General features: G+C 71.0%; 10 protein-coding genes. 5 read left to right on the top strand and 5 right to left on the bottom strand.

Annotated elements, in window-relative coordinates:
• Positions 1 to 7 precede the first annotated feature (7 nt).
• Both ACFWHU_RS35930 and ACFWHU_RS35935 read left to right on the top strand, forming a co-directional pair.
• Positions 8 to 403 carry a DUF742 domain-containing protein gene (locus ACFWHU_RS35930; RefSeq protein WP_385802009.1) on the top strand — a complete coding sequence of 132 codons (396 nt, stop codon included), beginning with the start codon at positions 8 to 10 and terminating at the stop codon, positions 401 to 403.
• Positions 384 to 992 carry an ATP/GTP-binding protein gene (locus tag ACFWHU_RS35935; RefSeq protein ID WP_385802011.1) on the top strand — a complete coding sequence of 203 codons (609 nt, stop codon included), beginning with the start codon at positions 384 to 386 and terminating at the stop codon, positions 990 to 992. The genes ACFWHU_RS35930 and ACFWHU_RS35935 overlap by 20 nt, the downstream gene beginning before the upstream one ends.
• A 212-nt stretch (positions 993 to 1,204) precedes the next feature.
• Here ACFWHU_RS35935 and ACFWHU_RS35940 read toward each other — a convergent pair whose 3' ends face one another.
• Positions 1,205 to 1,561: a DUF962 domain-containing protein gene (locus ACFWHU_RS35940; protein WP_078078404.1), complete on the bottom strand. Its 357-nt coding sequence runs from the start codon at positions 1,559 to 1,561 to the stop codon at positions 1,205 to 1,207.
• Between the two features lie 149 nt (positions 1,562 to 1,710).
• Entirely contained in the window at positions 1,711 to 2,535 is an 825-nt protein-coding gene (locus ACFWHU_RS35945) for a M15 family metallopeptidase (RefSeq protein ID WP_387230313.1), read from the bottom strand.
• A gap of 60 nt (positions 2,536 to 2,595) precedes the next feature.
• Between ACFWHU_RS35945 and ACFWHU_RS35950 the strand changes: the two genes are divergently transcribed.
• Positions 2,596 to 3,141 carry an NUDIX domain-containing protein gene (locus tag ACFWHU_RS35950; RefSeq protein WP_387230315.1) on the top strand — a complete coding sequence of 182 codons (546 nt, stop codon included), beginning with the start codon at positions 2,596 to 2,598 and terminating at the stop codon, positions 3,139 to 3,141.
• A gap of 9 nt (positions 3,142 to 3,150) precedes the next feature.
• Here ACFWHU_RS35950 and ACFWHU_RS35955 read toward each other — a convergent pair whose 3' ends face one another.
• Positions 3,151 to 5,517, bottom strand: a complete 2,367-nt coding sequence (locus ACFWHU_RS35955) for a glycoside hydrolase family 31 protein (protein ID WP_387230317.1) — start codon at positions 5,515 to 5,517, stop codon at positions 3,151 to 3,153.
• Between the two features lie 224 nt (positions 5,518 to 5,741).
• Between ACFWHU_RS35955 and ACFWHU_RS35960 the strand changes: the two genes are divergently transcribed.
• Complete coding sequence (locus ACFWHU_RS35960; protein WP_387230319.1) at positions 5,742 to 7,730, top strand: acetoacetate--CoA ligase; 1,989 nt, start codon at positions 5,742 to 5,744, stop codon at positions 7,728 to 7,730.
• A gap of 64 nt (positions 7,731 to 7,794) precedes the next feature.
• The gene (locus ACFWHU_RS35965; protein WP_387230321.1) at positions 7,795 to 8,793 is read left to right on the top strand and encodes a hypothetical protein; all 999 of its coding nucleotides are present in this window, start codon (positions 7,795 to 7,797) and stop codon (positions 8,791 to 8,793) included.
• A 76-nt stretch (positions 8,794 to 8,869) separates the two neighbouring features.
• Here the strand turns inward: ACFWHU_RS35965 and ptsP are convergent, their stop codons facing one another.
• Both ptsP and ACFWHU_RS35975 read right to left on the bottom strand, forming a co-directional pair.
• Positions 8,870 to 10,540 (bottom strand): phosphoenolpyruvate--protein phosphotransferase, encoded by a 1,671-nt coding sequence (gene ptsP / locus ACFWHU_RS35970; RefSeq protein WP_387230323.1) that lies wholly within the window; start codon positions 10,538 to 10,540, stop codon positions 8,870 to 8,872.
• Between the two features lie 101 nt (positions 10,541 to 10,641).
• A complete protein-coding gene (locus ACFWHU_RS35975; protein WP_385802025.1) occupies positions 10,642 to 11,091 on the bottom strand; it encodes a PTS glucose transporter subunit IIA in 450 nt (149 codons plus the stop codon).
• Positions 11,092 to 11,507 lie beyond the last annotated feature (416 nt).

The following is an 11,507-nucleotide window of genomic DNA, read 5'->3' on the forward strand; positions in this document are numbered from 1 at the left end:
GAATGTCATGAGTCAAGCAGGCGAGGATCCGAAGCACTGGTTCGACGGAGACGCCGGACCAGTGGTGCGCCCGTACGCCATGACACGCGGCCGGACCAGCAGCGCGACCCGGCACCGGCTCGACCTGATCGCCATCGTCATCCCGGCGCCGGCCGCCGACGACCCCTCCGGTGACCGGACACTGTCTCCCGAGCATGTGGAGATAGTCGAACTCTGCAGAGCCAGCCCCCAGTCGATCGCGGAACTCGCCGCGGGCCTCGACCTCCCCGTAGGGGTGGTCAGGGTCTTCGTCGGGGACCTGGTCGAGAACGAACTGGTGCACGTAACCCGTCCCGTTCCGCCGGCCGAGCTGCCGGACGTGAACATTCTCCGCGAGGTGATCAATGGTCTTCGGGCGCTCTAGCCGTGGACAGCGGCCGATCGAGCCGGTGACTCTGAAGATCCTGGTGGCCGGCGGCTTCGGGGTGGGCAAAACCACCCTCGTGGGCGCGGTGAGCGAGATCAAACCGCTGCGCACCGAGGAGTTGCTGACCGAGGCGGGCCGGCCCGTCGACGACATCGCGGGCATCGAGGGCAAGACCACCACCACGGTCGCCATGGACTTCGGGCGGATCACGCTCCGCGACGACCTGGTGCTCTATCTGTTCGGTACGCCGGGCCAGGACCGCTTCTGGTTCCTCTGGGACGAGTTGGCCCAGGGCGCGCTCGGCGCGGTCGTCCTGGCCGACACCCGCCGGCTGGAGGACTCCTTCGCGGCGGTCGACTACTTCGAGCGGCGGGACATCCCCTTCGCCGTCGCCGTCAACTGCTTCGAGGACGCCGCCCGTTTCCCCGCCGAGACGATCCGCACGGCGCTCGATCTCGACCCGGAGGTGCCGTTGCTGATGTGCGACGCGCGCAGCCGCGAGTCCGTGAAGGACGTTCTGGTCGCGGTCGTGGAACACGCGATGATCCGCGCCCGGAAGCAGCGCGAGCCCGCGGTCACCACCTGACGCCCGCAAGGACGGGCCCCGCGGGGCCACTGACGACCGTACGGACGGAACACGGCCCGCACCCCCACCGACAGGGGTACGGGCCGTGAGTCTTCGGCGTACGGCTCCGACTGCCGCCCGCCCCGGCCCTCCCGCCCGTGCGGACACGGCGTGTCCGTCGGCGGGACACCGGTTCGGCGGACCAGTGGCCAGCGACCCGCCGGTTCAGCGGCTCACCGGTTCTCGGCGAGCCACTTCGCGGCGATCTCGGCCAGCTCGGCATCGCGTCCCGCCAGCATCATCCGGATCATCTGCACGTCGCCGCGCAGCGACCACGCGGGGTGCCCGAAACTCGCGGGATTGTTCTTCTCGATGAAGAAGTGCGCGGGCCAGGCCGTCCCGTAGCCGATCAAAGGCAGCGCCGCCGCGTACCGCTTCCGGCCGCGCGCCAGCCCGTAGACGCTCACCGCGAGGCCGGTCAGAGTCCCCGTCAGATGCACCCAACGCGTGGCCGCGCGGGAGTGCATCGCCACGTAGTAGGGCCAGAATTCGTCGTACGACTCGTATGTCGCCGGTGTCTCCGTTGCCATACGGGCACCGTAACGGCTCCGCCCGGAACCCGAAACGGGCAGGAGGAGAACCGAAAACGGGCTTCGTGCGTCCGAGAGTAGTGAGCGGTCCGGCCGGAGCCCACGGGGGTGGTCCCGGCCGGCCGTTCACGGCTGATCGTCCCCCGTCGTCAGTGACCGGCGACCGAGCGCCAGGACACCGGGAAGTCGAAGTAGGTGTCGGGGAAGACCTCCGGCTTGTGGGTGAAGTGCCACCACTCCTCGGGGAGGTTGGTGAAGCCGACATCGGCCAGCGTGCTCTTCAGGAGCTGCCTGTTCGCCCGCTGCTCACCCCGGACGCGCGGATCGTCGGTGTGCGACAGGGTGTCGAAGCAGTCGTAACCGGTGCCCATGTCTACGGAGTTGTCCCGGAACCGCTCATCCTGCGGCGCGTAGCAGGGGACCAGCTTCTCGCCGGGCACATACGGCCGGGTGGGCTTGGCCGGCAGCTTCACGATCGTCAGGTCCACCGTGCTGCCACGGCTGTGCCCGGACTTCTCGGCGATGTAGCCGTCGGTGAACAGTCTCGACTTGTCGACCCGCGGATAGAACTCGGGCTTCATCGTCTCGTCTTCCAGGTCCTTCGCCCAGCGGACGAAGTGGTCGACCGCCCGCTGCGGGCGGTAGCAGTCGTACACCTTGAGCGAGTAGCCCTGCCGCAGCAGCTTCCACTGCGCCCGCTGAAGGGCCCGCGCCGCCGGGCGCGTGAGGATGCAGAGCGGCTGGTCGTAACCGTCGACCCGCTCGCCCATGAAGTTGTGCGGGGTGATGTAGCGCATGTCGTGGATGATCGTCGGTGCCACGGTCGGCAGCGCCACGAACTCCTCGGGTGCCGAGGGTCCGGCGGTCCGGGAGCCCTGGCTCACGCCGGACGCCCCCGGGGCTGCGGCGGTCACGGCGAGCAGGGCGGCCGCGGTGGCGGCCAGCGCGCGGAGTGCGGAAGCGAGTCGTGTCATGGGCACACCGTCTATCAGTTCCCCGGCGCCCGGGAAAGGGTGATCGGCTACAGTCCGCGCGTGGCCGACCTCAAGAACCGCTCCGTGAAGTACTCGCACTGCGACAGCTGCGGCGCGCCGTACCCGGCCGGCGTCGGCTGGCCCCGCCACTGCCACGTCTGCGGCGCCACCGCCTACCGCAATCCCCTGCCGGTCGCGGTCACCCTGCTGCCCGTCACCGACGAACGGGGCACCGCCCTCGTCGTCATCACCCGCACCATCGAGCCCCGGCGCGGCCACGTCGCCCTCCCCGGCGGCTTCATCGACCACGCCGAGGACTGGCGGCACGCCGCCGTACGCGAGCTGCGGGAAGAGACCGGCATCGAGGCCGACGAGCGGGACGTACGGCTGGCCGACGCCATGAGCGCGCCGGACGGCCATCTGCTGATCTTCGCGCTGCTGCCGCAACGCCCCGTCGCCGAGCTGCCCGCGTCCGTGGTCACCGACGAGACCACGGGCTGGCATCTGCTGCGGGCCCCGGCCGAGCTGGCGTTCCCCCTGCACACGCGGGCGGTACGGTCCTGGTTCGCCGGCCGGTACGACAACGCCCCGGAGCAGGCGCTCTAGGCCCTGGACCTAACCCCGTACCCGCACCGGAAGTTCCGGCGGTGCCACCCCGTCGTCCGTCACCCTCTCGACCACCACCTCGTCACCCACCAGCCGCGAGGTGTACCGCTCCACCTCCGGATGCGCCCACCCGTCCCCGGGATCCCGCACCACCAGCCCGCCGCCCGTACGCCCCGGCGCCGGCCGCCACACCTCCAGCTCGATGCCCCCGACCGCCCCGTCGGAGTCCGTCGCGCCACGGACCGGGATCACCGCGCCCGCCCGCGCCAGCACCGGAATCCGGGACAGCGGCGCGTCCAGCCGGATCTGCCCCGGCCCCTCGTACGCCGCCCCCGTCGCCGTGTCGTACCAGCGCCCGCGCGGCAGCCGCACCGCGCGCCGGACCGTACCGGCCTCCAGCACCGGCGCCACCAGCAGGGAGTCCCCGAGCAGAAACGCGTCCTCGCAGTCCCGCAGCGCCCGGTCCTCCGGCGCGCCCCACCACACCGGACGGACGTACGGCGCGCCCGTCAGCCGCGCCAACTGGGCCAGCGTCACGAAGTACGGCCCCAGCCGCTCCCTCTCCAGGAGCGCGGCCCTCGCATGGCCCAGCACCTCGTCACCGAACTCCCACGGCTCCCTGCGCCCCGCGTCGATGGCCGCGTGCGTACGGAACAGCGGCAGACAGGCGCCCAGTTGGTACCAGCGCAGATACAGCTCCGGCGTCGGACTCCCGGTGAAGCCGCCCACGTCCGGACCGGAGTACGGCACCCCGCACAGCCCCAGCCCCAGCACCAGGGAGAGCGAGGCGTGCAGCCCCGGCCAGTCGCTCGCCACGTCGCCCGACCAGGTGCCCCCGTACCGCTGCATACCGGCCCACCCGGAACGGGAGAACAGGAACGGCCGCTCCTCCGGCCGCAGCCGCCGCAGCCCCTCGTACCCGGCCGCCGCCATCGTCAGCCCGTACACGTTGTGGGCCTCCCGGTGATCGCCACCACGCCCGTCGAGCGCGTGCCTGGCGGACCGGGGGAGCGTCATGCCACCGAACGGCGCGAACGTCACCGGCTCGTTCATGTCGTGCCAGACCCCCGAGAAGCCCTGCTCCAGCCGCTCCTCGTACAGACCGCCCCACCACTCACGCACCGCCGGATCGGTGAAGTCCGGATAGACGCACTCGCCGGGCCACACCTCACCCCGTACGTCGTCACCGCGCGCGTCCCGCACGAACGCGCCGGCCGCCGAGCCACTGTCGTACGTCTCGTTCCCCGGCGCGGCCTTCACCGCCGGATCCACGATCGACACCAACCGCACCCCCTGGGCCCGCAACTCCTTGGCGAGAGCGGGCAGATCGGGGAAGTTCCGCCGGTCGACGGTGAACACCTGATGCCGGTCGTAGTGATCGATGTCGAGATGGAGCGCGGACAGCGGCAGCCCGCGCTCGCGGTAGCCGGCGACGATCCGCCGAACCTCATCCGCGCTGCCGAAACCCCACCGCGCGTGCTGCGGCCCCAGCGCCCACGAAGGAGGCGGCGCCGGCACACCGGTCAGCGCCGTCCAGCCGTGCAGCACGCGCGCGGGCGTGCCGAGCAGCACCCAGCAACGCAGCGGACCGCCGTCCATCCGCACCTCGGACGTCCCCGGCCGGTCATGACCGGAGCCCGCACCCTCCTCACCCTCTTCAAGAGTGACGCGTCCGTCCCACGAGTTGTCGTAGAAGGCGAGGTGCGTGCCCGCGTCCGCCACCACCAACTGCACCGGCATCGTGATGTACAGCGGATCGTCGCCGGGACCGAAAGCGCCCCCCGGATCGGTGTTCCAGAGGCGGTACACGCCGTCACGCAACCGGGGCCCCGACGCCCGCCCGCCGAGCCCGAAGAAACGCGCGTCGGCGGCCACCTCGGCCCGCTGCGCCCAGCGCGCCGGCCCGCTCCCGTCCACCGGCTCCCACCAGCGCGGCGGCAGCTCACGGCGCAGTACGACACCCCCCGGCGTCGCCACCTCGACACCGCCGTGCCGGGACACCGCCACCGTCACCCGCTCCGACACCACCCGCCAGCCGCCGTCCTTGTCCGGCTCCAGCACGGCCCGCGGATCCGGCTCGGGCGGATCGCCCGACAGCGCGTACGACGGAGACGGCCCGTCGCCGTCCCATCCCCAGAAGACGGCGCCGCCGACCGCCACCCACACCCGCAGTTCGGCCCGAGCGAACCGGACGATCCCACCGCCCGCCAACGGCTCGGCGCCACTCACCGCTCCGGGCACCCTGGCCCGCTCCGCACCGCGCGCCGGCAGATCCCGCTCGTCCGTACGCCGCCGACGCCAGGCCGACCGCACCGTCCGCATCCCCCGCAGCGAACCGGCATCCTTCATCGAGCGCAGCAGCTCACGACCGTTCATGCTGCTCAGCCTGCCACCCGGCCGAGACCGAACGGGCCGCGTTCAACTCCCGTTCACCCATGGTGCGGCCACATGTCGCCCGAGCCCCTTCCGGGCACCCGTCAGGGCATGTCTGGTGCGAAAGACGATCACATGGCATCGTCCGTGGGAGGCGGGACGCACCTCCACACCTGTGCGCGCGCCCCACGCACACGACGCGTCCGAGCCAGACCGGGAGCCACCGCATGACCTCAGCAGCCAGCCCAGCGCCACTGTGGCAGCCGGACGCCGACCGGATCGCGGCCGCGCACGTGACGAGGTTCCAGGCATGGGCGGCCGAACGGTACGGGGCCCCCGCCGACGGCGGCTACGCGGCGCTGCACCACTGGTCGGTCACCGAGCTCGAAACGTTCTGGACGGCCGTCGCCGACTGGTTCGACGTACGGTTCTCCACCCCGTACGAACGCGTACTCGGCGACCGCGCCATGCCCGGCGCCGAGTGGTTCCCCGGCGCCACCCTCAACTACGCCGAGCACGCCCTGCGCACCGCCGAGGACCCGGCGCGCGCCGACGAACCCGCCCTCCTCCACGTGGACGAGACGCAGGAACCGACGCCCCTCAGCTGGGCCGAACTGCGCCGCCAGGTGGGCTCACTCGCCGCGGAACTGCGCGCCGTCGGCGTACGCCCCGGCGACCGCGTCAGCGGCTACCTCCCCAACGTCCCGCAGGCCGTCGTCGCGTTCCTCGCAAGCGCCGCCGTCGGAGCCGTCTGGACCTCGTGCGCACCGGACTTCGGCGCCCGCAGCGTCCTCGACCGCTTCCAGCAGATCGAACCCGTCGTCCTGTTCGCCGTCGACGGCTACCGCTACGGCGGCAAGGAACACGACCGTACCGGGACCGTCGCCGAACTCCGCGTCGACCTGCCCACCCTGCGCGCCGTCGTCCATATCCCACTCCTCGGCACCCCGGCCCCCGAGGGCGCGCTCGACTGGTCCGCCCTCACCTCCGCGGACACCGAACCGGTCTTCGAGCAAGTGCCGTTCGCCCACCCGCTCTGGGTCCTGTACTCCTCCGGCACCACCGGCCTCCCCAAGGCCATCGTCCAGTCGCACGGCGGCATCCTCCTCGAACACTTCAAACAGATCGGCCTGCACTGCGACCTCGGTCCCGGCGACCGGTTCTTCTGGTACACCTCCACCGGCTGGATGATGTGGAACTTCCTCGTCTCCGGCCTGCTCACGGGAACGACGATCGTCCTGTACGACGGCAGCCCCGGCTACCCCGACACCGGAGCCCAGTGGGGCGTCGCCGAACGGACCGGCGCCACACTCTTCGGCACCTCGGCCGCATACGTGATGGCCTGCCGCAAGGCGGACGTACACCCCGCACGCGACCACGACCTGTCCAGGATCGCCTGCGTCGCCACCACCGGATCGCCCCTGCCGCCCGACGGCTTCCGCTGGCTCCACGACGAGGTCGCCGACGACCTGTGGATCGCCTCCGTCAGCGGCGGCACCGACGTCTGCACCTGCTTCGCCGGAGCCGTCCCCACCCTCCCCGTCCACATCGGCGAACTCCAGGCGGCCTGCCTCGGCACCGACCTCCAGGCCTGGGACCCGCTGGGTGAACCGGTCATCGACGAGGTCGGCGAGCTCGTCGTCACCAACCCCATGCCGTCGATGCCCGTCAAGTTCTGGAACGACCCGGACGGCAGCCGCTACCACGACAGTTACTTCGACATGTACCCCGGCGTCTGGCGCCACGGGGACTGGATCACCCTCACCGACCGCGGCTCGGTCGTCATCCACGGCCGGTCGGACTCCACGCTCAACCGCCAGGGCGTACGGATGGGCTCCGCCGACATCTACGAAGCCGTGGAACGCCTCCCCGAGATCCGCGAATCACTGGTCATCGGGCTGGAGGAACCGGACGGCGGCTACTGGATGCCGCTCTTCGTCCATCTCGCCGAAGGCGCCGTACTCGACGACGCCCTGCGCGCCCGCATCAAGGCGACCATCCGCCAGGAACTCTCCCCGCGCCACGTCCCGGACACGGTCATTCAGGTCCCGGCCGTCCCGCACACACTCACCGGCAAACGGATCGAGGTCCCGGTGAAGCGCCTGCTCCAGGGCACCGAGCTGGCCAAGGCCGTCAACCCCGGCTCCGTCGACAATCTCGAACTGCTGAACTTCTACGAGTCCCTGGCCCGGGAGCGCCGCGCGAACCGCTCGTGAGCGCCGTTGTCAGACCCCCCGATTACTCTGAGTGAGCAGTGATCGACAGTGCTCAGGGGGAGTCATGGCGCACACCAACCGCGGGAACGCGAACCGCAAGAACACGAACGGCAAGAACGGCAACCGCAGGAACAACGGGAACAACGGGAACGCCGAACGGACCGGTCCGACGGGCACGTCGCGAAGCGCACGGAGCGAACTGCGCGCGCTGCGCCGCGAAGTGCCGTGCACCGTCGGCCTGCTCGCCGACGAGCAGGACTTCGCCGCCATGCGGCGCTACCGCACCTTCACCTTCGACGACCACCCGAGGTATCTCCGCCAGATCGACGGACTGCTCCGCACACTGGCCACCGAGGGAGCGCACACCTCGGTCGCGCTCTTCGACCCGGAGGAGTTCGCCGAGTACTGCGCGGAGACCGGACACGCCCCGGACGCCGTGGCCAGCCGGGGCCGCTTCACCGCACGCATCGCGGCGACCGGCGGCGCCGTCGTGCCCTACACCGGACAGCTCGTCGAGCAGCTCGTCCCGCAGCTGGTCAACACCGTCGTCCGCAAGGCCACATGGGAGTACGCGACGATGGTCCTCGCCGACCTCGGGGAGTGCGCCGACTGCGGCGTGGACATCGGACGCGCCTCGTTCGACCGCGCCTCACGGCTACTGACCCATCTGATCGAGCGGGCCGGACCGGGCACACACCACCTCGTGTGCAGCATCCCGACGCCGGACGAACAACTCCTCGCAGCCCTCCATCTGGAACGGCCCGACACCGGGCCCGCCCGGCTCGACGCGTCCGAGAGCGCGGAGTTCGTCACCGTCCTCGCCGCCGGCATCGCGCTCGACAGCCCCGGCGGAGTCGTGCTCCGTACGTCCGGGCCCGACGCCCCGGACAGGCTCCACGGCTGGCGGCTCAGGGACAGCACCCTCGCGCCGCTCAGCGAGGGCCAGGTCTTCAGCGCCTACTGCACCGACGCCGACACGGGCGAACCGCTCTCGCCCGAACCGGGCGTGGAGTACCGGGCGGGGTTCGACCTCGGCATCGAGGACCCGGACATCCACCGCTGAACGCGAGGAGCTTCCCGCCGCGACGCGACGGGAAGCTCCTGCGAACGCGGACCGGTCGAGCCGCCGGCCCCACAGGTCACTCGCCGGACAGCACCGCCTGAGCGGCCGACTTCGCCCCCTCGGCGGTGTCGGCCGCCCGAGCCGCTGCGGCGGCACGCTCGCACTGCGCGAGTGAGAACTTCGCCAACGTCGCCCGTACGTAGGGGATAGACGCGGCGCCCATCGACAGCGACGTCACACCCAGCCCGGTGAGCACACACGCCAACAGCGGATCGGAGGCCGCCTCACCGCACACACCACAGCTCTTGCCCTCGGCCCCGGCCGCTTCCGCCGCCATCGCCACCAGGTCGAGCAGCGCGGGCTGCCACGGGTCCTGCAACCGCGACACCGCGCCCACCTGCCGGTCGGCGGCGAAGGTGTACTGGGCGAGGTCATTGGTCCCCAGCGAAAGGAACTCGACCTCCTGAAGAATCGAACGCGCCCGCAGAGCGGCCGACGGAATCTCCACCATCGCCCCGAACTTGGCGTTGAGCCCCGCGTCGCGACACGCGTCGGCGAACGCCTTGGCGTCGGTGCGGTCGGCCACCATCGGCGCCATGACCTCCAGATACACCGGCAGTCCCTCGGCGGCCTTCGACAGCGCGGTGAGCTGCGTCCGCAGCACGTCCGGGTGATCCAGAAGACTCCGCAGTCCCCGCACACCGAGCGCCGGATTCGGCTCGTCCGCCGGGGTCAGGAAGTCCAGCGGTTTGTCCGCGCCGGCGTCCAACACCCGTACGACCACCCGGCCTTCGGGGAACGCCTCCAGCACCTGTCGGTACACCTCGACCTGCTTCTCCTCCGACGGCGCCTGCTTGCTGTCGTCGAGGAACAGGAACTCGGTACGGAACAGGCCCACACCCTCGGCGCCCGCGTCGACGGCCGCCGGCACATCGGCGGGACCGCCCACGTTCGCGAGCAACGGCACCTTGTGTCCGTCGGAGGTCGCGCCCGGCCCGGAGGAGGCGTCCAGCGCGGCCCGCCGTGCGGCGGCCGACTTCTCCAGCTCCGCCCGCTTCGTCTCACTCGGCTCGACGAAGACCTCACCGCTGCTGCCGTCGACAGCGACCATCGTGCCCTCGGCCAGCTCACCCGCACCCGGCAGCGCCACCACGGCGGGCACCCCCAGCTGGCGCGCCAGAATGGCGCTGTGACTGGTCGGTCCGCCCTCCTCGGTCACGAACCCGAGCACCAGCGTCGGGTCCAGCAGCGCCGTGTCGGCGGGAGCCAGGTCACGCGCGATCAGTACGTAAGGCTCGTCGCTGTCCGGCACGCCGGGCATCGGCACCCCGAGCAGCCGCGCCACGATCCGGTTCCGCACGTCGTCCAGGTCGGCGACCCGCCCCGCCAGATACTCACCGGCGTTCGCGAGCAGCGCCCGGTAGGACGCGAACGCGTCGTACACGGCGCGCTCCGCCGTGCTCCCGACGGCGATACGCCGCTCCACGTCCGACATGAGCTCCGGGTCCTGGGCCATCATGGCCTGCGCTTCGAGCACTCCCTGTGCGTCGCCGCCGGCCAGATTGCCCCGGGCGATGAGATCGGCGGCCACGGCCTCGACGGCCTGGCGGGCGCGTCCCTGTTCGCGCTCGGCCTCCTCGGTCGGGATCTGCTTGGCCGGCGGTTCCAGAACCGCTGTGCCCATGTGCCGAACCTCGCCGATAGCCACCCCGTGGCTGACGCCGACGCCTCGCAGCGTTGTCTGCATTGCACCCGTCTCCGGTTGTGCGGCGACCGACCGGATCGCCGCGGTTGATGAACTGACCGCCGGTCATGACGGCGACGGCCGTGACGACTGTGTAGCGAGGGTCACTGCCAGCCGAAGAGCGCGTCGCCCGACTTCACTTCGCCGTCCCGGACGACATCGGAGAGCGCGTCGGCGCTCGCGTCCAGCGCCACCACCGGGCACACCGGCGACTTCCCGGCGGCCTCGACGTCGGCGGGGTTCCAGCGCACGACGGCCTGACCGCGCGTCACGGTGTCACCCTTGGCGACCAGCAGGTCGAACCCCGCGCCGTTGAGCTGGACGGTGTCGATGCCCAGGTGTGTCAGCACGCCGTGTCCCTCGGAGTCGAGGACGACGAAGGCGTGCGGGTGCAGGGAGACGACGATGCCGTCGATCGGCGAAACGGCCTCGGACGGCTCACGAACAGGGTCGATCGCGGTACCGGGCCCGACCATCGCGTCGGAGAACACCGGATCCGGCACAGCCGCGAGTCCGATGGCGCGTCCAGCAAGCGGGGACGTCACGCTGGTCATGGGGGAGCCTCCCAGGGGGCGGAGATTCGTCTGACGCCGTCACTACCTGTCATGGACGACGTACCGTTCAGAAGCGTAAGTCATATGAAGTGACGGTTCCGCCCGAGAGCTGCCAGTTGGCGGTCCCGCGGCGCCCCGAAAACGATTTGCCTGCCCGACGGGGCGGCATGTACTGTCGTACCCCTGCCTGGCCCTGAGGCGACTTCGCGTCGTCGGTCGGCAGCACCCATCAAGCCAGAAACTCTCCCGAATTATGGCTTCCGCATGTCTGCGGAAGGTGTGGTCAGGGAAAGCGAAAAAGCCTGATACTGTTTGAAACGTAAGGCCGAAGGGAAAGCCCGGAGGGGCCCGGAGACGGGACCGAAGGAAGCGTCCGTTCCTTGAGAACTCAACAGCGTGCCAAAAGTCAACGCCAG

It is taken from the genome of Streptomyces sp. NPDC060366 (genome assembly GCF_042725135.1).
GTDB lineage: Bacteria > Actinomycetota > Actinomycetes > Streptomycetales > Streptomycetaceae > Streptomyces.

Bases quoted from the DNA above. Each gene is read 5' to 3' on its own strand.
- ACFWHU_RS35965 (WP_387230321.1), top strand. From the start codon at position 7,795: ATGGCGCACACCAACCGCGGGAACGCGAACCGCAAGAACACGAACGGC.
- ACFWHU_RS35930 (WP_385802009.1), top strand. From the start codon at position 8: ATGAGTCAAGCAGGCGAGGATCCGAAGCACTGGTTCGACGGAGACGCC.
- ptsP (WP_387230323.1), bottom strand. From the start codon at position 10,540: ATGCAGACAACGCTGCGAGGCGTCGGCGTCAGCCACGGGGTGGCTATC.
- ACFWHU_RS35960 (WP_387230319.1), top strand. From the start codon at position 5,742: ATGACCTCAGCAGCCAGCCCAGCGCCACTGTGGCAGCCGGACGCCGAC.
- ACFWHU_RS35975 (WP_385802025.1), bottom strand. From the start codon at position 11,091: ATGACCAGCGTGACGTCCCCGCTTGCTGGACGCGCCATCGGACTCGCG.
- ACFWHU_RS35940 (WP_078078404.1), bottom strand. From the start codon at position 1,561: ATGGCAACGGAGACACCGGCGACATACGAGTCGTACGACGAATTCTGG.
- ACFWHU_RS35945 (WP_387230313.1), bottom strand. From the start codon at position 2,535: ATGACACGACTCGCTTCCGCACTCCGCGCGCTGGCCGCCACCGCGGCC.
- ACFWHU_RS35935 (WP_385802011.1), top strand. From the start codon at position 384: ATGGTCTTCGGGCGCTCTAGCCGTGGACAGCGGCCGATCGAGCCGGTG.
- ACFWHU_RS35955 (WP_387230317.1), bottom strand. From the start codon at position 5,517: ATGAACGGTCGTGAGCTGCTGCGCTCGATGAAGGATGCCGGTTCGCTG.